Here is an 18,868-nt window from a genome sequence, read left to right as displayed (position 1 = left end):
CAGAATGGGGAGATTATTTGTGAAAGAAGCGACACTTCGGCAGATTTTGGTTGTCACAGACGGATGCTCCAATTCCGGGATGAGTCCCGTGGCGGCGGCGTCCCTGGCACGAGATCAAGGCATTACTGTAAATGTCATTGGCGTAATCGACAAGAGTGAGATGGGAGAAAAGGGAGAAGCAGAGATCCGCGAGATTGCAGAAGCGGGTGGAGGCTTGTGCGACATCGTCTACCCGCAGCAGCTGGCGCAAACCGTGCAGATGCTGACGCGCAAGGCGATGACCCGGACCATCCACCAGGTCGTGAATAAAGAATTGCAAGAAATCCTCGGAGATTCCGGGATTCAGGAATTGGCGCCGGAAAAAAGGGTGCAGGTAGCGGGAATGGTGGACGAGCTGGGAGAAAAGAGCAGCCTCAATGTAGTCATGCTGGTCGATACATCTGGCAGCATGAAGCCAAAGCTGTCCGCCGTCCAGCAGGCGATCCACGACTTCAGCATCAGCCTGCGCTCGCGAAGCGGACAGAGCCGGATGGCAGTCTGCACATTTCCTGGGAAACAAAAGTTCCTGGACGTAAGGATTCCGTGGACAGAGCAGGTGGAGCAGGCGCATCAGTTAAGCGCTGATTTGGCGATGAGCGGCATCACGCCGACCGGTCCGGCGATCGTCGAGGCGATTGCCCTGTTTGAGCAGATCAAGCTCCCGCAACATTTGGCAGATCGCTATCGTGACGTGTCGGAGGAAGACGACGCTGACGGCACGCTGCGCGACCATGTCTTTTAAAGCGTCTACGCCTGTGCTGCCCCGCCAGTTTCGCGGCAAGTGGAACCAAAATACGTACCACGTCGTGCGGGAGGTGGGACGTGGCGCGAACGGGGCCGTGTACCTGGTGACCCAGGGCGGCGTGCGGCGTGCGGTAAAGGTCGGTATCGAGAGCATGGACATTCTCATGGAGGTCCATGTATTAAAAAGTGTACAGCAGGGGCGGGATACCCGAGTGGGACCGCTCCTGTGTGATGTGGACGACCTGGTCATCGACGGCAGGACGTATCCGTTTTACGCAATGGAATATCTGGATGGGGACCAGCTCGACGAGTACGTCAGACAGGCGGGCACGGAGTGGGTTCCGGTGCTGATCGTCCAACTGCTGGCCCGTCTCGACATCCTGCATCAGCACGGCTATGTGTTCGGCGATCTGAAGCCGGAAAATATCATCGTGACGCGTCACGACAAGCAAACCCGGCTGATCGACTTCGGCGGCGTGACGAAGCTCGGCAACGCTGTCCGCCAGTTTACCGAGGAGTACGACCGGGCGTATTGGCACTCCGGTGACAGGCGAGCCGAGATTGCATACGATCTGTTTTCAGCAGCCACCATGATGGTCCGGCTGATGGCTGACCCGCAAGCGTGGAAAATGGCGATTGCACAAGGGGAATCGCGGCAAACCCAGTCGCTATGTGATATAATACGGAACAGTGACGGTTTGTACCCGTACCGTGTGCCGTTGATCAAGGCATTTCACGGGAAGTACGCGACAGCCAGAGAGATGAGAGCGGAGATGCTTGCGATTTTGCGCCAGTCTGCAGTGGCGGTTGCGGCGCAGCCAGCACCCCAGCCCGATTCGGGAGCAGCGGGCAAATGGATCGGCAGCCTGTTCGTCGCCTCGATGCTGTTGTTGGCCGGCACCCTTTACTACGCCTGGTTTTTATAAGGATGTGACATTGCGTGTCCGCTGATTTAACGATGGATACATGTCTGTTGGCAGGGTCGATCATATTGAAAAACGGGGGAGAAACCTACCGTACGGAAGAGACGATGACCCGTATCGCTGTGGCGGCAGGGATGGATGATGTAAACAGCTCTGCGACACCGACGAGTATCATCCTCTCTTTTCGCTGCCAGGGCCAGGATCATACACGAATGATTCGCACCCCGAAACGGACGACCAACATGAACAAAATCACCCTGGTCAACGACGTGTCCCGCCGCTATGTAGGCGGAGACATCACGCTTGCGGAAGCGTATCGCTCCCTGCGTGAAATCGACCAACAAAAACCAAACTATCCACCGTGGATCAAACATATCGCAGCCGCTATTGCCAGCGGCTCCTTTTCCATGCTTTCGGGCGGTGAGTGGTACCATTTTTTGCCAACCGCGATTGCCGGCCTTACCGTGTATGGAAGTATTGAACAATTGGAAAAGTTTGTCCACATCAAATTTTTTACCGAATTTGCCGCTGCCCTGCTCGGCGGCATGGTGTCGCTTTTGCTGGTGACGCTGTTTCCTCTGCTGAATATCAGCTCCCTGATTATCGGGGCGATGATCCCGCTCTTCCCCGGTGTGGCCATCACCAACTCATTGCGCGACCTGATGGCAGGCGATTTGGTCGCAGGTGTCTCGCGCGGAGTGGAAGCGATGCTGACAGCCGTGTCGGTCGCCGTGGCCACGGTAATTACATTGTCGTTTTTATGAGGTGAATGAGATGCTGCTAAAAGGGCTGGTGTTGAGCCTGATCTCGTCGACAGCGTGGTGCGTGCTGTTTCATGTTCCGGTTCGCACGATCGCTGGATGTGGTCTGGCGGGCATGATCGGCTGGATGGTATATTCCCTGCTGACCTGGCTGGGAGCGGATGTGCTCGTTTCGACGCTGGCCTCTGCCACAGTCGTCTCGCTGCTCAGCCAGGTACTGTCGATTCTGCTGCGGGTACCTTCCACCAATTTCAGCGTAGCGGGAATTATCCCCCTCGTCCCAGGTTCGCTCGCCTACCGGTCGATGCTTGCTTTTGTCAACAATGAATACGTCAACGGCATCAGCCTGGCGACGCAAACCTTGATGGTGGCCGGAGCGATTGCGTTTGGTCTGATCTTTGGCATCTCCGCCCTGACGATCTGGAAAGGAGCCCGCCATGCTTACAAGCGTGCGCAATGAGATCGAGCAGCAAGCGCTATTTGCTCCGCATGAGACGATTGTCGTCGGGCTGTCAGGGGGCAATGATTCTACAGCTTTGCTGCATATCTTGGCGACTCTCAATCAACACTATCAGTACGGCTGGAAGCTGCACGCCGTTCATCTCAACCACGGCTTTCGCGGCGATGAGGCGAGGCAGGATGCGCTGTACGCCGAGCAGCTTTGCGAAAGCCTCGGTGTCGCCTTTCACCTGTTTGTCCGCGACGTTCCTTCTTATATGAAAGAAACCGGGATGGGCGCGCAGGAGGCAAGCCGCAAGCTGCGCTACCGTTTGTATCGGGAAGTGGCGGAGCAGTGCGGGGCGACCAAGGTGGCGCTGGCCCACCATGCGGATGACCAGGTAGAGACGATCCTGTTTCGGCTGGTACGAGGGACGCGCCTGGGCGGGCTTGCCGGCATGCCGAGGCGGCGCTGGCTGGACGACGATCAGTCCATCGAGCTCGTTCGTCCGCTGCTGTCGTTTTCGCGCCGGGAGCTGGAGGCGTATTGCCAAGCGCATCTTCTTGCCCCGCGCGAGGACAGCAGCAATCAGTCACGCAAGTACAAGCGCAATCTGCTGCGCCTGGAAGTGATGCCGCGCCTGCAGGAAGTAAACGACAAGTTTCGCGAGCACATCCTGCAAGCTGCCGAGGCGTTTCGCCAGGATGAAGCGTATTTGCAGCAGTTGGCCAGGGAGCGATTGCAGGAGTTGATCGTCGAGCAGGATCAGGAGCGGATTTCCATTGACAATGACAAGTTTCAAAGTTGTGACGTTGCTTTACAAAGAAGAATGATTACTCTAATATTAAGTTATCTCTCAAAGCAAGCTGAATGGTCTTCGCAGCATGTGGAGACCGTTTTGCACATGTCTGGGGGGATGCGCCCCTCAACGGAATTGCATTTGCCGCATGAACTGGAAGTAAACCGGGTCTACGGCCAGATTCATTTCCGTCGTAATCGCAGAGTGGAGCGCATACATACATATTGTTATAAACTTGTTGTACCTGGCGTGATCCGGGTTGCAGAAGGGAATGCTACGATTCGGGCGTCCTATCTGCCCCATCCGTTTCACTTGGGGGAACTGCTCGACAACGAAGCGGTTTTTGATGCCGACCGGTTGCCGGGAACACTGCATGTTCGCAACCGCAAGCCCGGCGATCGGCTGGTCCCGTTTGGCTTCCATTCGGATAAAAAACTGAAGGAGTTGCTGATCGACGCCAAAGTCCCACGGAACTGGCGTGACAAACTTCCCTTGCTGACAGCGGACGATCAAGTCATTTGGGTACCGGGTGTGCGCCGTTCCGCCGCAGCGCCTATCAGCGCACAAACCAGGCGTATTCTGCATGTGCGGGTAGAGTTTGGAGAAGATTGGCAGGGGGTTTTTGCATGAATCAAGACATCGAGAAGGTTTTGCTGTCAGAGGAACAGATCGAGGCGAAAGTACGGGAGCTGGGCGCGCAACTGGCCGCAGAGTACAGGGACAAAAATCCGCTCGTCATCTGCGTGTTGAAAGGGGCCGTCGTGTTCATGGCAGACCTGATCCGCCAGTTGGATATTCCCTGCGAAATGGATTTCATGGCTGTGTCCAGTTACGGAAGCGGTGTCGAGTCCTCTGGCATGGTGAAAATCCTCAAAGACCTCGATACGTCTGTACAGAACCGGCATGTACTGGTCGTAGAAGACATCATGGATAGCGGACTTACGCTGAGCCGGCTGGTGGAGCTGCTGCGCCATCGGGAAGCAGCCTCTGTCAAAGTAGTGACGCTGTTGAACAAACCGGAGCGTCGCAAGGTGGATATTTCCCCGGATTACAGCGGCTTCGACATTCCCGATGAGTTCGTCGTCGGGTACGGTTTGGACTATGCGGAGCAATACCGGAATCTGCCGTACATTGGCGTGCTGAAACCGGAAGTTTACAGCAAGTAGCTTTGTTGTGGCGACCTTGTTGCTATGGTAAAATGTGAAATGTGTCTGTTCGTGAGAGGAGGTAAGGAATGAATCGCTTTTTTCGAAATACCGGGTTCTACCTGCTTATTTTTCTTGTCACGGTCGGGATCGTAAATTTCATCCTCTCCGGTACTGATAAGGTTGGAAAACTTACATATCAGGAATTTCGGGCGCAGTTGCAAGCCGATAATGTAACCGAATTGTCTATCCGCCCTGAAAACGGCACGTACAGGGTGGAAGGGGTACTGAAAAATCCGGCTGCCGGACAAGAGAGCAACAAATTTTTCACCAACGTACCGCTGTATGACTCCGATATTATTGTCATGGTCGACCAGAAAATCGACGAGCAAAAAGTGGAGCGCGTCGAGTTTAATCCAGCAGAAGGAACCAGCATCTGGCTCACCTTCCTGACGTCGATCATTCCGTTTGTGATCATCTTCATCCTGTTCTTCTTTCTGTTGAACAATGCCCAGGGTGGCGGCAGCCGTGTGATGAACTTCGGCAAAAGCCGTGCCAAGCTGTATAACGAAGAGAAGAAACGCGTCACCTTCGCCGATGTGGCGGGTGCCGATGAAGAAAAAGCAGAGCTGGAGGAAGTCGTGGACTTCCTGAAAGACCCGCGCAAGTTCAACGCCGTGGGTGCCCGTATTCCCAAAGGGGTGCTGCTGGTCGGCCCTCCGGGTACAGGGAAAACCTTGCTTGCCCGCGCTGTGGCTGGTGAGGCAGGAGTTCCGTTCTTCAGCATTTCCGGTTCTGACTTCGTAGAGATGTTCGTCGGGGTCGGTGCATCCCGCGTTCGCGACTTGTTTGAAAACGCGAAGAAAAATGCGCCGTGTATCATTTTCATTGACGAGATCGACGCTGTCGGTCGCCAGCGTGGAGCAGGTCTGGGCGGCGGACACGACGAGCGCGAGCAGACGCTCAACCAGTTGCTCGTAGAAATGGACGGTTTCGGCGGAAACGAAGGAATTATCATGGTCGCGGCTACCAACCGCCCGGATATTCTCGACCCGGCATTGCTGCGTCCGGGACGTTTTGACCGTCAAATCACAGTGGATCGTCCCGATGTCAAAGGGCGCGAAGCGGTGCTCAAGGTTCATGCCCGCAACAAGCCGCTTGGCGACGACGTGAGACTGGATGTAATCGCCCGCGGTACTTCGGGCTTTACCGGCGCAGATTTGGAAAACCTGCTGAACGAAGCGGCGCTTCTGACTGCCCGGAAAAACAAAAAACAAATCAACATGGCGGAAGTGGACGAGGCGATCGACCGGGTCATTGCCGGTCCGGCGAAAAAGTCCCGCGTAGTCAGCGAGGACGAAAGACGTCTGGTCGCGTTCCACGAAGCTGGACATACGATCATCGGCTATCATCTGAAAAACGCAGAGATGGTCCACAAGGTTACCATTATCCCGCGTGGTCAGGCTGGCGGATACACGGTATTCCTGCCGAAAGAAGACCGCTTCTTCGCCACCAAGTCCGATCTGCTCGACAAGATCGTCGGTCTGTTGGGCGGCCGCGTGGCGGAGGAATTGGTGCTGGGCGATATCAGTACCGGCGCGCACAACGACTTCCAGCGCGCTACGGCGATCGCTCGCAGCATGATTACCGAGTACGGAATGAGCCGTCTGGGTCCGATGCAGTTCGGAAAAAGCCAGGGGCAAGTCTTCCTCGGACGCGACTATGGCAACGAGCGCAACTACTCTGACAAGATCGCGTACGAGATCGATTTGGAGATGCAAAACATCATCAACGATTGCTATGCGAAATGTAAGGAAATCCTGACCAAGCATCGCGATCAGCTCGATCTGATTGCCAATACGCTGCTTCGTGTGGAAACGCTGGATGCAGAACAAATCAAGCAATTGATCGAGACAGGAAAAATGGAAAACGATCCGGATAATCCAGAGAACCAATCGGATGTGGTCGTGAACATTCAACCGAAGAAAGAAGAAGCAAAAGACGAGACAACGACGGCTGAGGACGAAGCACAAGACAAGCCGGAAGCCAAAAACGAAGATGAACCAAAACAATAAGGGGCGCCTATGGTGCTCCTTTTGTTCTATACAGCGCAAAAGTTTGAATACTCACACTATCATAAACGTGTGCAAGGGGGAGAAACAGTGGGATTGACACCGAAGTTGGCTGCTTTTGACATGGATGGAACTTTGCTCAACAAAGATTCGCAGATGACCCAGGCGACGAAGGAAGCCTGTTTGGCTCTGCGCGAACAGGGCTGCAAGCTGGTTTTGTCGACTGGCAGAACGTACGGCTCCGCGCAAATCCCGATCGATGCCTTTCCCTTTGACGGCTTTGTCTGCAGCAACGGCGCTGCGATTCTGGAGGCAGACGGCTCACTCGTACGCAAAACGCTTTTGCCGCAAGCGCTGATCGACGAGGTCATTGCCATGCTACGGCAAGAAGTCATGTACTACGAGCTGCATGACACGGCAAGCAACCGCTGGATGATTGAAGAGGACCGGACGCGCTTGGCGGCGATGCTTGCGGACAGCACAGACGCCGAGGACATTGCGTTTCGCAACTACGCTTTTTACAAGCTCGCGCGCACGATTTCGCTGCAGGAAATCCAGGAAAAGATGCAGGCGGGGCAGATCGAAATTTTGAAAGTGTTTATGTGGCACCGTGATCCGGAGCGCTTGCAATGGCTGAGACAGCAATGGGAGCCGTGGGCAGATCGGTTGACGCTGACCTCGTCCGGCCGTCACAATCTGGAGATGATCGGAGCGAACGTGTCCAAGTGGGAAGGACTGCGTTATTTTCGTGAAAAATGGGGGATCGCTCCCGAACAGGTGATGGCGTTTGGAGACGCGGAAAACGACCGAGAGGCTTTGAGCAATGCCGGGTATGCTGTGGCGATGGAGAACGCTGCGCCGCAGATCAAGCAGCTCGCAGGCTATATCGCGCCTCACCACGACGAGGACGGAGTAGCGCGCTTTATCATGCAGCAGGTGATCGCGAAGCAATAAGCAGGCTGTATTTCAGCAGGGACGATGTGTGAAGAAAACGTCCACGACAAAAAACAGGGAGCAGAGCCAAAAATCGGCCTTGCTCCCTGTTTGCGTATGCTGGCGGACGAAGGTGATCGTGCAATCCCGCGCGCGTTTTTATTTGGGCTGCGGCTGGCAAGTGGGCACATCCTTGTGGCGATAAATCGTGAGCATCAGCCCGAACAGCCCCATGTAGAGGATCACCTGTGCATTGCCGTGGCTGATCAGAGGCAGGTTTACCGAGATCAGCGGTACCAGTCCGACAGTCATCAGGATGCTCCAGAAATAAGGCAGGAAAAACAGCGTCATCAAGCCGGTCATCAGCATGAAGCCGTACGTGTCGCGGCGCACCTGTCTGGCTGCCCGCACCAGCCGCAGCAGCAGTACGATTCCGAGGCAGAGAATGGCTGTACCCGCTGCCAATCCGTACTGATGGACCACATACGTAAAGACGAAGTCGGACTCCAATGCCGGAATCGCTGGCAGGGTGGCGTCCGAGCCGCTGCCAAACAAGCTCGCAGAGTGCATCACTTGCAACGACTGTGAGATGGTGTAGCCGGAACCGCTCGGGTCAGCGGGTGTGCCCAGGTGCAGCCGCTCGATCTGGTAGGGCTTGATCGTCAGGGCAACGAACGCGATCGTGAATACGACCGTCAAGCCGACAGTGGCAAGCGCAACTCGCTTTTGTGCGGGAGAGAGGACGACCAGGAGCACAAAAGCGGCAAAAAAGAGCACGGCAGAAAAGGGTGCCGAGCCGCCTGCGAGGAGCAAAAACGGCAACGCAAAAGCAGCAAAGGCGATCCAGATGGTCCGCTGCCGCTTCCAGTCCCAGTCGGCGAACATTCCGGCCAGCGCGATCACAAGCGGAATGCTGGCAATTCCCAACAGATCTAGCGTAAGGAAGCCGAGATCGAGATAAGGCTTTCCGTTCATGGTCGTGCCCAGCGCATGTGTTGCGAGCATCAGCAGGACTGTGCCTGCATACAGATGTGTGCTATACCGTTTTCCTTTTCGGTAGTCAGCAAACAGCATGACGGTAAACGCGGCAGTTCCGGCGAGTATCCCCCACAGCTTGCTGGTGAGCAGCGCGTTCCCCGACTGGGCTGTCCCCAGCCCGTGCATGACGAGCAAGCCACAGCTAATCAGTCCAGCCAATATGGCGAGGATGCTCCATTCCATGCGCGGCTTGTGTGCGTAATGCAGTTGCTTTCCCAGAGTGACGGGACTGCCCATGTCAGCAATCGCCTGATCGACAGCCTGTTCCTCACTCATTCCTTCGCTTTGATACTGCTCGATCTTTTCTTCCAGGTGACCCTTTAGTTCGAGGGCAATCGATTCATGCACGTCGGTTCGTTTGATGTGGCTGCAAACCTCGCGTATGTAGGCGTCAATTTGTTTCTGCTGGTTCATGCCGGCCCTCCTCCCAGCACGTTGTCGACAGCGGTTCGGAAGGAGACCCATTCCTGCTGCTTTTCCCGCAGATGCTTCGACCCTTTTTTGGTGATCTGGTAATACTTTCGCTTTCTGCCGCCATCGCCATCGCTCCAGTATGATTCCACCATGCCGTCTGACTCCAGCGTGTGCAGGATCGGATAGAGAGTCCCTTCCTTCAAAGACAGAATACCTTTGGAGCGTACCTCCATCTCTTTGCTCATCTCGTACCCGTACATCGGCTTTCGCTCGAGAAGGGTCAGAATCAGGATAACGGTGCTTCCTTTCATCAATTCCTTGCTGATTTTCATCGGCTCCACCTTTACATAGGATTTCGATACATCGAATATCTAGGTATTATCCTAATACAGTCTTCTGCCTTTTGCAAGGGTTACATGAACGGTTTTGGTGAACAGAAAAAAGCCTGGCATCAAAGGGGACTGACCCCATAACGTGAGACAAATTAAAACACCTTCAAGTGAACGGAACCATGTCGTAAGATATGGAAAACAACTTGGAGGTGTTTTTGCGTTGGCAACACGAGTTAGTTACCCCGTAGAAGTGAAAATGCAGGCAATTAAAATGAGATTAGCAGGAATTCCGGTAAAGGTGGTCATGGACGAGCTAGGGATCAGGAATGTAACACAACTGAAAGTTTGGATGTCATGGTATCGTAATGGTGAGCTTCATCGGCTGGGGCAGCCTGTCGGTAAGCAGTATAGCTTTGGGAAAGGTCCTGAGTTTGCCTCAGAGCTTGAACAAGTAAAGGCAGAAAATCGTTACCTGAAACAACAGCTAGATGTACTAAAAAAGTACAAAGAATTGGAGAGGAGGTGTCACCAGAGGCCGTAGTCGCCTGGATGGAATCTATTCGAGATGAAATGTCCGTCACGCAAGCTTGTGAACTGCTAGGGGTTGCTCGTGCAACATACTATCGCTGGAAAGCAGCTTTTGCCACAAAACAAGAAAATCTGCTCGCCGAGAAGATTCGTCAGCTTTGCACCCTTCATAAATTCCGCTATGGTTACCGGAAGATTACTGCGCTGCTTCGAAAAGAGCAGTCCATTAATCACAAACGTGTGCAGCGAATCATGCAACGTGAGGGACTACAGTGTCGAGTCAGGGTAAAGAAGCGCAAGCCAACAGGACAGCCAGCCCATGTAGCGGAACATCAGTTACAACGTCAATTTGAGGCGAATGCACCGATGCAAAAACTCGTGACGGATATCACCTATTTACCGTTTGGAGGAAAGACGTTGTACCTGTCGAGCATTTTAGACTTGTTTAATGGGGAGATCGTGGCGTACAGTATAGCAGATAAACAAGACACAGCATTTGTATTAGATACGCTGAATCAGCTGCCTCTCACAGAAGGTTCAATGCTTCACAGCGATCAAGGCAGCGTCTATACGTCACAGGCATATCAAGAAGCGGTAAAAGAAAAAGGGATTATCATGAGCATGTCCCGTAAGGGTACGCCTGCTGATAATGCCCCCATCGAATCGTTCCATTCCACACTAAAGTCTGAAACGTTCTATCTCGAAGGTTTGACCTGCACAACGACTGCAATCGTTGAGCAAACCGTTCGAGACTACATTCACTACTATAACTCAATTCGCATTCAAACGAAACTAAACAACCAGTCGCCGATGGATTACAGGCGACTGGCAGCTTAACTTGAAAGGTGTTTTGATCCCTGACTCACAAACGGGGGTCAGTCCCAAGCGATACCAGGCTTTTACAAGCTGTAAGGTGTGACAGTCCATGCTACGATGGCATAGGTGTCGGGGTAGGCGTTGCATACCCTTGCTGATACTGACTGTCGATATAGTTGCGAATTTCCAGGTCGGATTTGCCGGCCTCTTTCAGCTTGGAGGAGATGACGGCGATTTCCAGGCATACGCCGCAGCGCGTGCCGTGGTCATCCCAGACGATCGATCCGTCGGGGAGCTCCTCTTTTATAAAGCAGTTGCCGTTATGCTTGTGCCCCGCACTTTCTCCACAGCCGCAATAGCACGGGATCGTGGAGAGCAATTCGAAGTTTGCTGCCGCAATTTTATAGGACTCCACCACTACCGGGTCCTGATTGTCCAGAAAGCTGGGAAGCTGGTCGACAGATGCTGTCTGCTCCTGCAAGTCTCCGTTTGCTGTATGATGAACGTGATCATGCCCGTGTCCGTCGCCGTGTACGCTGGCGTTGTCCGCCGTGCCGCAGCCGGCAAGCAGGGAAGCTCCGAGCAGTGCGATCGCGATCCAAGACGTTCGTTTCCGTTTCATAGTGGACTAACCCCCTCGTATCTATCATAGCATAGGTAAAAAGAGGAGAAAACGAACGAATCTCCATTATGACCATTAAATCGTAATAAATCCTATTTACATTTTGGGTGACCGCCCCTATAATGAGTAACGGGAAGTAAATCGGAATCATTATGATTCATGGGGAGAGATTCAGAAGATGAGAAAAACAAAACAGGCTATCCTGTCATGGGTTGCAGCGGTCGCTCTTGCCGGATGTGGCACAACCAGCACGCCAAGCACGCCAAGCGCACCCGCTCCGCAGGAAGGCGGAGCAGCAGCAGAAAAGCTGACTGTATATACGACGATTTATCCGCTGGAATACGTGACCAAGCGCATCGGACATGATCTTATTGAAGTCGTAAACATCGTGCCGCCAGGGGTTGAACCACATGATTTTGAACCGACAGCCAAGGATATGGTCGCGGTGACCGGAGCTGACATGTTCATCTACAACGGCAGCGGTTTGGAGCTGTGGGTAGATAAGGCGGTAGCCAACCTCGATACAAACCATACACAAGTCGTCAACACGACAGAAGGAATCGAATTGATACATGTGGGTGGGGATGAAGAGGGCCATGCCCACGAGCATGCGGATGAGCACGACCACGATCACGAGCATGCGGACGAACACGCCGATGAGCACGCTCACGCACATGCAGATGCGCATGATGAACATGCCGACGATCATGCTCACGAGGATGAGCACGAACATGCCGACGAACATGCTCACGAGGATGGGCATGGGCACGGTCACGACCACGACCATGGCGATACCGATCCGCACGTGTGGCTCGATCCGACGCTGTTGAAAGCCCAAGCGGAAACGATCAAAGGCGCACTGGTCGCAAAAGACCCTGCCAATGCTTCGGCTTATGAAGCAAACTACCAACAGCTTGCTGACGATCTGGACCAGCTCGACCGGGATTTCCAGGAGATGGCTGCTCAAGCTGCGAAAAAGGAATTCATGGTTTCCCACAGCGCTTTCAGCTACTTGGCCAAACGGTACAACCTGGAGCAGGTCGCGATCTCCGGTCTGAATCCTGCCGCGGAGCCTTCTCCGTCCCAGATGAAGCAGTTGGTCGAATATGTGAAGGAGAATCAGATTTCCTATGTGCTGTTTGAAACGCTGGTGTCGCCCAAAGTGGCTGAAGTGATCGCCAGGGAGGCGGGCGTGAAGACGGCGACGCTCAATCCGCTGGAAGGACTGACAGCCGAAGATGTGCAAGCCGGCAAAGATTATTTGTCCATCATGCGCGAAAATCTGGAGACATTGCGCAAGGCATTGAACGAATAGGGAAGGAGGAGATGCTAGGTCAGTCCGGCATCTCCTTTTTTGGCTCGCGGTGGTTTCGTCCGCACGAAACTGTTGTGGTTCGGGCAAAATCATAGTAGGATGAAATGTAGCAAATCAGAACAAATCCGATTTAAGGGATGATGTATAGGTATGGAACAACAGGTGCAGGGAGAAGCGATCGTCAAGCTGTCCTCCGTCTCCTTTCAATACGACGATAAACGGGTGCTGACCGATGTCGACTTTACGCTGGAGCGCGGCGATTTTCTCGGCATCGTCGGTCCCAACGGCTCAGGCAAATCGACATTGATGAAGCTCATTTTGGGCTTGCTTACGCCGACTTCCGGGGGCGTCTACCTGTTCGGCAAACCGCTGTCCAAATTCCGCGAGTGGAACCGCATCGGCTATGTTGCGCAGCAGGTTGCGCACGGCGCGGGCGGCTTTCCGACGACGGTGCGGGAGGTCGTCTCCTCCGGGCTGGTCGGCAAGGTCGGCTTGTTCCGCCGATTGACCGCGAGCCATCACCAGCAAGTAAAAGAAGCGGTAGAGCGGGTAGGACTTTTGGAAAAGCTGGACCAGCGCATCGGCAGTCTGTCCGGCGGGCAGTTGCAGCGTGTGTTTATCGCTCGCGCACTGGTGGCGGAGCCGGAGCTTTTGATTCTCGACGAACCGACTGTAGGGGTGGATCAGGAGTCGATCGAGCAGTTTTACAGCTTGCTGCGCTCGCTCAAGGAAGAGAACGGAATGACCATGATGATCGTCAGCCATGACGTGGGCGTGATGACACAGTGGGTGAACAAAGTCGCCTGCGTGCAGCAGAAAATCCACTTCCACGGAACGGCACATGAGTTTGAACACAATCACGAACACATTTTGCAGCAAATGTACGGTGGGTCGATGAAGCTTTTGTCGCATCACCACTGAGCTGGCAAAGTGAAAAGAGGGAGAATAGAGCATGCTTGCGGATTGGTGGCAGTATGATTTTTTGCGTTATACCTTGTTTTCCGGCGTGTTGATCGGGCTGATCTGTCCGATTCTCGGGACGTTTTTGATCGTCCGCCGGCTGTCGATGATGGCGGATGGCCTGTCCCACGTGACGCTTTCCGGGGTGGCGGCGGGGATGGTCCTGTCGAAAAAGGTGGCTTTGTTTTCAGCGGTAAATCCGCTGTTTTTCGGGATGTTGTTCTCTGTCATCGGGTCGCTGTTTATCGAACGGCTGCGCAAAGTGTTTCGCTCGCACCAGGATTTGGCCATTCCGATTATTCTCTCCACCGGGTTGGGGCTGTTTACGGTTTTGATCAGTATCGCGCAGGGCTTCAACGCTGACTTGTACTCGTATTTGTTCGGCAAAATCGTCACGGTGACCAAGGAAGATTTGTACGCGCTGATCGGGGTTTCCCTGGTCGTGCTCGGTACGGTATTCTTGATCTACAAGGAGCTGTTCGCCGTCTCATTTGACGAGGAGTTCGCCCGTGTGTCAGGTGTATCGCGACGGGTGATCAATCTCTGGTTTATGGTGCTGGTTGCTCTGACGATTGCAGCTTCCATGCGCATCGTAGGGGTGCTGCTGATCTCCGCGCTGATTACGCTGCCCGTCGCAGCCAGTTTGCAAATCTCCGGCAGCTTTCGCCAGACCATTCTGTTCTCCATTTTGTTTGCCGAAATCTCTGTGCTGGGCGGCCTGTATTTTGCCTATCTGTTTGATTGGGCATCTGGTGGTACAATTGTATTGATGGCGGTTTTGATTTTGCTGGTGGTATTGGCTGTGAAGAAGCTGCGAGCCCTCTTCCGCTGACATCCGACACAAGCAAAGGACAAATAGGGAAGGAGTGTACAGCGATGAAAGTCGAGGAAGCACTGCAAATCCTGAAAGAGCATGGATACAAATACACGGGCAAGCGAGAGGAACTGATTCGCATTTTCGCGGACGAGAAGCGCTACCTTTCGGCCAAGGATATCATGGAGCGGATCAAGGAGCTGTATCCGGCTCTTAGTCTGGATACGGTTTACCGCAACATTGCCACTTTTGTGGATTTGGGAATTCTGGAAGAGACGGAGCTGGACGGCGAGGGGAAATTCCGTCTGGCCTGCTCGGCGGATGGGCATCACCATCATCATGTGATTTGTACGGTGTGCGGAAAGACTTCGTCGTTGCCTGGTTGTCCGATGAATGTGATGGCCTCGGTTCCCGATGATTTTGAAGTGACAGGTCATAAATTTGAAGTGTACGGAAAATGCAAGGAGTGCGTGGATCACGCAAATGCGTAGAGCGGGGTGTCTGTAGAGCTTCACAGATTCTTGGCTCGAATACGTGAAAATGGTGAGGGGCTGCTTTTCATGCTGGTAGTCATGGATATAGGGAATTCCAATATAGTCATGGGGTTGTACGAGGGAGACGAGCTTCGCCAGCACTGGCGTTTTGCTACCGATCGAAACAAGACGGAAGACGAGTACGGGATGCTGGTCAAAAGCCTGTTTGAAAGTGCGGGATTGGCGTTTCATCAGGTCAAAGGCGTGATCCTCTCTTCGGTCGTGCCGCCTCTGAACCATACGATTGAACGGATGTGCATGAAGTATTTGCAGCAAAAGGCGCTGGTGGTCGGACCGGGGGTCAAGACCGGGCTGAATATCAAGTATGAGTACCCCCGTGAAGTAGGCTCCGACCGGATCGTCAATGCCGTCGCCGCCCTCCACGAATACGGTGGGCCGCTGATCGTCGTCGATTTTGGAACGGCTACTACGTTTTGCTATGTTGATGGTCGCGGGCAGTACATGGGCGGGGCGATTGCGCCGGGGATCGGGATTTCCACGGAAGCACTGGTCAGCCGTGCGGACAAACTGCCCCGCATCGAGATCGCCAAACCGGCACACGTAGTCGGGCGCAATACGATTGCCGCGATGCAAGCGGGCATATATTACGGATTTGTGGGTCAGGTGGAAGGGATTGTCCGCCGTATCGCGGCCGAGGCTGGTACCGAGCCGAAGGTTGTCGCGACGGGCGGCCTGGCCAAGCTGGTCGCGAGTGAAACGCCGTGCATCCACGTCGTGGACCCGCACCTGACCCTCAAAGGGCTGCGCCTCATTTTTGAACGGAATCAATAAGAATACATGTGCGGGGACATGGTGAGATACGGATGTCGTGGTCTGGGAGCGGGTGCAGACTGCGGCATTTTTATTTGTTTGCAAAACACGAGCTCAGGCTCATTTGGATTCAGATTGTCGATTGAACCGCTTTCAACATAGCCGCGTTTTTTGCACAGCTTTTGCATCGGCGTATTGGTCAGCGATGTAGAGAGAAACAGCTTTTCTGTCGGGCACATCTCCTCTAGCCGCTGCAATAGCGCATCGCCAAGTCCCATACGGCGGTAGAACGGGTGAATGACGAGCAGAGAGAGGAAGGTTTGCCGGAAGAAGGATTGGTCTATGACAGCATAGCCGGTCACGTCGTTGTCAAATGCGATCGTGTAGCAATGGCCGCTGTCAATCGCTTGGGATAGTTGCGGGGCGCGACTGGTGTCGCCGGTGACCATCGCATCGATGCGGAGGATGGCTTCTTTGTCGGAAGAGACGGCTTGGCGAAATGGAAACACGGTTCTCGCATCCTTTCTATGGAGAGATTTGCATTACTCGTTTGCGGGGACGATCGGGTATACTAAAGAACGTCGCAGACAGGGCGGGCAAAAGCACACCTAGTAAGTCCTATGCGAGGAATGGCGAGAATAGCCCTGTTCTTTGATAGTTGGCGGGAGCAGTTTGTGCTGGCTGGAAGGATTTTGGTGGCGATTTTTTACCGTTTGATGTTGACATTGCAAGGTTGGCGCGATAAAATGGCTATTGTCGCTGTTGAACAAATGTTCTACACGAGTGAAAATTTTTAAGTCGAGAAAAAATGTGTTGATTTTTGATTTGAGCTGTGATAGAATTTTGATTCTGTAAGAGAGTTGTGCAAACGCATTGTTGACAAGTTACGGATGGATGTCCGAGCGGCCGAAGGAGCACGATTGGAAATCGTGTAGGCGGGGATAACTCGTCTCGTGGGTTCAAATCCCACTCCATCCGCCATATCTTCCTTTTTACATAGTGGCCCGTTGGTGAAGCGGTTTAACACAGCAGCCTTTCACGCTGTCATACAGGGGTTCGAATCCCCTACGGGTCACCATAAAATACCCCGCAAAGTGAAGTGGATGCGTTGTAGCAACACCGAGCACTTTGCGGGGGCCCCAACAACATTTTGGGGCATGTGGAGGCTTAGCTCAGCTGGGAGAGCATCTGCCTTACAAGCAGAGGGTCGGCGGTTCGATCCCGTCAGCCTCCACCATATGGATACCGCGAGACAAGGTCAGCTGGATTGACCACTCGTTCGTCCACATCGTCGCGGGATGGAGCAGTTCGGTAGCTCGTCGGGCTCATAACCCGAAGGTCGCAGGTTCAAATCCTGCTCCCGCAACCAATTTTCTTTCTGTACTACGTCGATTAAGCAGCATTGTTCAGAAAGGAAGGTAGTACCCGTAGGGTGCAACCAAAATTACTTTGGAGCTGTGGTGAAGTTGGAGTTCACGCCGGTCTGTCACACCGGAGGTCGCGGGTTCGAGTCCCGTCAGCTCCGCCATCTTCAATCTATGTTGAGTGGCGTTGAAAAATGATACGAGCCATTAGCTCAGTTGGTAGAGCATCTGACTTTTAATCAGAGGGTCGAAGGTTCGAGTCCTTCATGGCTCACCAGTTTTTAAATGCGGTCGTGGCGGAATTGGCAGACGCGCTAGATTCAGGTTCTAGTGGTGGCAACACCGTGGAGGTTCAAGTCCTCTCGACCGCACCAAAAAACCTTGAGAGCGGAAGCGCTATTCGTAGCGAATTCTGTGTGCTTTTCGGGGTCTTACAACAAATGTCATGCGGACGTAGCTCAATTGGTAGAGCGTCGCCTTGCCAAGGCGAAGGTCGCGGGTTCGAGACCCGTCGTCCGCTCCATAAAGTATTCGCAGGGTCTCTCACCCGTACCGGGTTTACCCTTGATGCGAATACAGCGGAGAAAGTGCATGGGTACTACCGATCTGGCTTTCCAAGGAAGAATTCCGAGGAGGAAGCGCCAGGGAAGCAAGACCCGTCGTCCGCTCCATGATACATGTGCCCTTAGCTCAGCTGGATAGAGCGTTTGACTACGAATCAAAAGGTCGGGAGTTCGAATCTCTCAGGGCACGCTTTTCTTTTTTCATAAGCAAAGTTCACATAGCGAATGAATCTATCGCAGCAGCTTTCGGTATACTACGGGAAGTGGCTCAGCTTGGTAGAGCGCTTGGTTCGGGACCAAGAGGTCGCAGGTTCAAATCCTGTCTTCCCGACCATTGTTTTGTAATCACATAGGCCGGTATGGCGGAATTGGCAGACGCGCGCGACTCAAAATCGTGAGGGAAACCGTGGGGGTTCAAGTCCCTCTACCGGCACCATTTATTTGCGGGTGTAGTTCAATGGTAGAACCCCAGCCTTCCAAGCTGGTCGCGTGGGTTCGATTCCCATCACCCGCTCCATTTTTGCGGAGGGATACCGAAGTGGTCATAACGGGGCGGTCTTGAAAACCGTTAGGCGGCAACGTCACGGGGGTTCGAATCCCTCTCCCTCCGCCATTTCATGTTACATTATGGCGGCGTAGCTCAGATGGCTAGAGCGTTCGGTTCATACCCGAAAGGTCGGGGGTTCGATCCCCTCCACCGCTACCACAGGGGCATAGTTTAACGGTAGAACGAAGGTCTCCAAAACCTTTGGTGTGGGTTCGATTCCTACTGCCCCTGCCAAGGAAATGAATACAGACGAAATATCATGGCGGTCGTGGCGAAGGGGTTAACGCACCGGATTGTGGCTCCGGCATTCGTGGGTTCAAGTCCCATCGATCGCCCCATTTTATTTACCTATTTTGGATATGTCTCAGTAGCTCAGTCGGATAGAGCAACCGCCTT

The 18,868-nt window shown here is 53.7% G+C and carries 18 protein-coding genes and 16 tRNA genes; 30 read left to right on the top strand and 4 right to left on the bottom strand.

Annotation, left to right across the window (positions count from 1 at the left end; all coding sequences use genetic code 11):
* Positions 1–19: 19 nt before the first annotated feature.
* The 8 genes from ACAF76_RS21040 (at position 20) to ACAF76_RS21005 (ending at position 7,876) form a co-directional block, all read left to right on the top strand.
* Entirely contained in the window at positions 20–781 is a 762-nt protein-coding gene (locus tag ACAF76_RS21040) for a hypothetical protein (RefSeq protein ID WP_421617319.1), read from the top strand.
* Positions 771–1,709 carry a serine/threonine protein kinase gene (locus tag ACAF76_RS21035; protein ID WP_421617939.1) on the top strand — a complete coding sequence of 313 codons (939 nt, stop codon included), beginning with the start codon at positions 771–773 and terminating at the stop codon, positions 1,707–1,709. The genes ACAF76_RS21040 and ACAF76_RS21035 overlap by 11 nt, the downstream gene beginning before the upstream one ends.
* Positions 1,710–1,723: 14 nt before the next feature.
* Positions 1,724–2,470, top strand: coding sequence for a threonine/serine exporter family protein (locus ACAF76_RS21030; protein WP_421617318.1), 747 nt, complete (start codon positions 1,724–1,726; stop codon positions 2,468–2,470).
* 10 nt (positions 2,471–2,480) lie between these two features.
* Positions 2,481–2,927 (top strand): threonine/serine exporter family protein, encoded by a 447-nt coding sequence (locus ACAF76_RS21025; RefSeq protein WP_421617317.1) that lies wholly within the window; start codon positions 2,481–2,483, stop codon positions 2,925–2,927.
* Entirely contained in the window at positions 2,905–4,335 is a 1,431-nt protein-coding gene (gene tilS / locus ACAF76_RS21020; RefSeq protein WP_421617316.1) for a tRNA lysidine(34) synthetase TilS, read from the top strand. The genes ACAF76_RS21025 and tilS overlap by 23 nt, the downstream gene beginning before the upstream one ends.
* Positions 4,332–4,871: a hypoxanthine phosphoribosyltransferase gene (hpt, locus tag ACAF76_RS21015; RefSeq protein ID WP_421617315.1), complete on the top strand. Its 540-nt coding sequence runs from the start codon at positions 4,332–4,334 to the stop codon at positions 4,869–4,871. The genes tilS and hpt overlap by 4 nt, the downstream gene beginning before the upstream one ends.
* A gap of 68 nt (positions 4,872–4,939) precedes the next feature.
* Positions 4,940–6,925: an ATP-dependent zinc metalloprotease FtsH gene (ftsH, locus tag ACAF76_RS21010; RefSeq protein WP_421617314.1), complete on the top strand. Its 1,986-nt coding sequence runs from the start codon at positions 4,940–4,942 to the stop codon at positions 6,923–6,925.
* Between the two features lie 87 nt (positions 6,926–7,012).
* Positions 7,013–7,876 (top strand): HAD family hydrolase, encoded by an 864-nt coding sequence (locus ACAF76_RS21005; RefSeq protein ID WP_421617313.1) that lies wholly within the window; start codon positions 7,013–7,015, stop codon positions 7,874–7,876.
* A 138-nt stretch (positions 7,877–8,014) separates the two neighbouring features.
* On the opposite strand, the gene ACAF76_RS21000 is transcribed toward ACAF76_RS21005, so the two are convergent.
* The gene (locus ACAF76_RS21000) at positions 8,015–9,307 is read right to left on the bottom strand and encodes an FtsW/RodA/SpoVE family cell cycle protein (protein WP_421617312.1); all 1,293 of its coding nucleotides are present in this window, start codon (positions 9,305–9,307) and stop codon (positions 8,015–8,017) included.
* Entirely contained in the window at positions 9,304–9,639 is a 336-nt protein-coding gene (locus ACAF76_RS20995; RefSeq protein WP_421617311.1) for a PadR family transcriptional regulator, read from the bottom strand. Before ACAF76_RS20995 ends, ACAF76_RS21000 begins: the two co-directional genes overlap by 4 nt.
* 220 nt (positions 9,640–9,859) lie before the next feature.
* Between ACAF76_RS20995 and ACAF76_RS20990 the strand changes: the two genes are divergently transcribed.
* Positions 9,860–11,004 (top strand): IS3 family transposase gene (locus ACAF76_RS20990; RefSeq protein ID WP_400162572.1). Its coding sequence is split into 2 segments (ribosomal slippage): positions 9,860–10,133 and positions 10,133–11,004, totalling 1,146 coding nucleotides; the frame shifts between segments, so codons are not numbered across the junction.
* Positions 11,005–11,095: 91 nt separating this feature from the next.
* Here the strand turns inward: ACAF76_RS20990 and ACAF76_RS20985 are convergent.
* A complete protein-coding gene (locus ACAF76_RS20985; protein ID WP_400164352.1) occupies positions 11,096–11,605 on the bottom strand; it encodes a PCYCGC motif-containing (lipo)protein in 510 nt (169 codons plus the stop codon).
* Positions 11,606–11,783: 178 nt separating this feature from the next.
* Between ACAF76_RS20985 and ACAF76_RS20980 the strand changes: the two genes are divergently transcribed.
* The 5 genes from ACAF76_RS20980 (at position 11,784) to ACAF76_RS20960 (ending at position 16,019) form a co-directional block, all read left to right on the top strand.
* A complete protein-coding gene (locus tag ACAF76_RS20980) occupies positions 11,784–12,920 on the top strand; it encodes a metal ABC transporter solute-binding protein, Zn/Mn family (RefSeq protein WP_400164351.1) in 1,137 nt (378 codons plus the stop codon).
* A gap of 150 nt (positions 12,921–13,070) precedes the next feature.
* Positions 13,071–13,841: a metal ABC transporter ATP-binding protein gene (locus ACAF76_RS20975; RefSeq protein ID WP_400164350.1), complete on the top strand. Its 771-nt coding sequence runs from the start codon at positions 13,071–13,073 to the stop codon at positions 13,839–13,841.
* Between the two features lie 31 nt (positions 13,842–13,872).
* Entirely contained in the window at positions 13,873–14,712 is an 840-nt protein-coding gene (locus ACAF76_RS20970) for a metal ABC transporter permease (RefSeq protein WP_400164349.1), read from the top strand.
* Between the two features lie 44 nt (positions 14,713–14,756).
* Positions 14,757–15,185 carry a Fur family transcriptional regulator gene (locus tag ACAF76_RS20965; RefSeq protein WP_400164348.1) on the top strand — a complete coding sequence of 143 codons (429 nt, stop codon included), beginning with the start codon at positions 14,757–14,759 and terminating at the stop codon, positions 15,183–15,185.
* A 69-nt stretch (positions 15,186–15,254) separates the two neighbouring features.
* Positions 15,255–16,019 (top strand): type III pantothenate kinase, encoded by a 765-nt coding sequence (locus tag ACAF76_RS20960; RefSeq protein ID WP_400164347.1) that lies wholly within the window; start codon positions 15,255–15,257, stop codon positions 16,017–16,019.
* Here the strand turns inward: ACAF76_RS20960 and ACAF76_RS20955 are convergent.
* On the bottom strand, positions 16,013–16,507 hold the full coding sequence (locus ACAF76_RS20955; protein ID WP_400164346.1) for a GNAT family N-acetyltransferase: 495 nt from the start codon (positions 16,505–16,507) through the stop codon (positions 16,013–16,015). The two genes, ACAF76_RS20960 and ACAF76_RS20955, sit on opposite strands and share 7 nt — an antisense overlap.
* A gap of 379 nt (positions 16,508–16,886) precedes the next feature.
* Here ACAF76_RS20955 and ACAF76_RS20950 point away from each other — a divergent pair.
* The 16 genes from ACAF76_RS20950 (at position 16,887) to ACAF76_RS20875 (ending at position 18,810) form a co-directional block, all read left to right on the top strand.
* Positions 16,887–16,979 (top strand) — tRNA-Ser (locus tag ACAF76_RS20950).
* 20 nt (positions 16,980–16,999) lie between these two features.
* Positions 17,000–17,076: transfer RNA gene (locus tag ACAF76_RS20945), tRNA-Glu, on the top strand.
* Positions 17,077–17,159: 83 nt separating this feature from the next.
* A tRNA-Val gene (locus tag ACAF76_RS20940) sits at positions 17,160–17,235 on the top strand.
* 55 nt (positions 17,236–17,290) lie between these two features.
* A tRNA-Met gene (locus ACAF76_RS20935) sits at positions 17,291–17,367 on the top strand.
* Between the two features lie 82 nt (positions 17,368–17,449).
* Positions 17,450–17,526: transfer RNA gene (locus tag ACAF76_RS20930), tRNA-Asp, on the top strand.
* Positions 17,527–17,563: 37 nt separating this feature from the next.
* Positions 17,564–17,639: transfer RNA gene (locus ACAF76_RS20925), tRNA-Lys, on the top strand.
* Between the two features lie 10 nt (positions 17,640–17,649).
* Positions 17,650–17,736: transfer RNA gene (locus ACAF76_RS20920), tRNA-Leu, on the top strand.
* A 73-nt stretch (positions 17,737–17,809) separates the two neighbouring features.
* Positions 17,810–17,885 (top strand) — tRNA-Gly (locus tag ACAF76_RS20915).
* 156 nt (positions 17,886–18,041) lie between these two features.
* A tRNA-Arg gene (locus ACAF76_RS20910) sits at positions 18,042–18,115 on the top strand.
* A 67-nt stretch (positions 18,116–18,182) separates the two neighbouring features.
* Positions 18,183–18,259, top strand: a tRNA-Pro gene (locus ACAF76_RS20905).
* Between the two features lie 19 nt (positions 18,260–18,278).
* Positions 18,279–18,361 (top strand) — tRNA-Leu (locus tag ACAF76_RS20900).
* 7 nt (positions 18,362–18,368) lie between these two features.
* A tRNA-Gly gene (locus ACAF76_RS20895) sits at positions 18,369–18,442 on the top strand.
* A 7-nt stretch (positions 18,443–18,449) separates the two neighbouring features.
* A tRNA-Ser gene (locus ACAF76_RS20890) sits at positions 18,450–18,538 on the top strand.
* A 16-nt stretch (positions 18,539–18,554) separates the two neighbouring features.
* A tRNA-Met gene (locus ACAF76_RS20885) sits at positions 18,555–18,631 on the top strand.
* Position 18,632: 1 nt separating this feature from the next.
* Positions 18,633–18,706 (top strand) — tRNA-Trp (locus ACAF76_RS20880).
* Between the two features lie 28 nt (positions 18,707–18,734).
* Positions 18,735–18,810 (top strand) — tRNA-His (locus ACAF76_RS20875).
* Positions 18,811–18,868 lie beyond the last annotated feature (58 nt).

The sequence above is a fragment of the Brevibacillus sp. TJ4 genome (genome assembly GCF_044627595.2).
Taxonomy (GTDB): Bacteria; Bacillota; Bacilli; order Brevibacillales; family Brevibacillaceae; genus Brevibacillus.
This window is presented reverse-complemented; position numbering and strand designations above follow the sequence as displayed.

Bases quoted from the DNA above. Each gene is read 5' to 3' on its own strand.
- ACAF76_RS21035 (WP_421617939.1), top strand. From the start codon at position 771: ATGTCTTTTAAAGCGTCTACGCCTGTGCTGCCCCGCCAGTTTCGCGGC.
- ACAF76_RS21025 (WP_421617317.1), top strand. From the start codon at position 2,481: ATGCTGCTAAAAGGGCTGGTGTTGAGCCTGATCTCGTCGACAGCGTGG.
- tilS (WP_421617316.1), top strand. From the start codon at position 2,905: ATGCTTACAAGCGTGCGCAATGAGATCGAGCAGCAAGCGCTATTTGCT.
- hpt (WP_421617315.1), top strand. From the start codon at position 4,332: ATGAATCAAGACATCGAGAAGGTTTTGCTGTCAGAGGAACAGATCGAG.
- ftsH (WP_421617314.1), top strand. From the start codon at position 4,940: ATGAATCGCTTTTTTCGAAATACCGGGTTCTACCTGCTTATTTTTCTT.
- ACAF76_RS21000 (WP_421617312.1), bottom strand. From the start codon at position 9,307: ATGAACCAGCAGAAACAAATTGACGCCTACATACGCGAGGTTTGCAGC.
- ACAF76_RS20995 (WP_421617311.1), bottom strand. From the start codon at position 9,639: ATGAAAATCAGCAAGGAATTGATGAAAGGAAGCACCGTTATCCTGATT.
- ACAF76_RS20985 (WP_400164352.1), bottom strand. From the start codon at position 11,605: ATGAAACGGAAACGAACGTCTTGGATCGCGATCGCACTGCTCGGAGCT.
- ACAF76_RS20980 (WP_400164351.1), top strand. From the start codon at position 11,784: ATGAGAAAAACAAAACAGGCTATCCTGTCATGGGTTGCAGCGGTCGCT.
- ACAF76_RS20975 (WP_400164350.1), top strand. From the start codon at position 13,071: ATGGAACAACAGGTGCAGGGAGAAGCGATCGTCAAGCTGTCCTCCGTC.
- ACAF76_RS20970 (WP_400164349.1), top strand. From the start codon at position 13,873: ATGCTTGCGGATTGGTGGCAGTATGATTTTTTGCGTTATACCTTGTTT.
- ACAF76_RS20965 (WP_400164348.1), top strand. From the start codon at position 14,757: ATGAAAGTCGAGGAAGCACTGCAAATCCTGAAAGAGCATGGATACAAA.
- ACAF76_RS20960 (WP_400164347.1), top strand. From the start codon at position 15,255: ATGCTGGTAGTCATGGATATAGGGAATTCCAATATAGTCATGGGGTTG.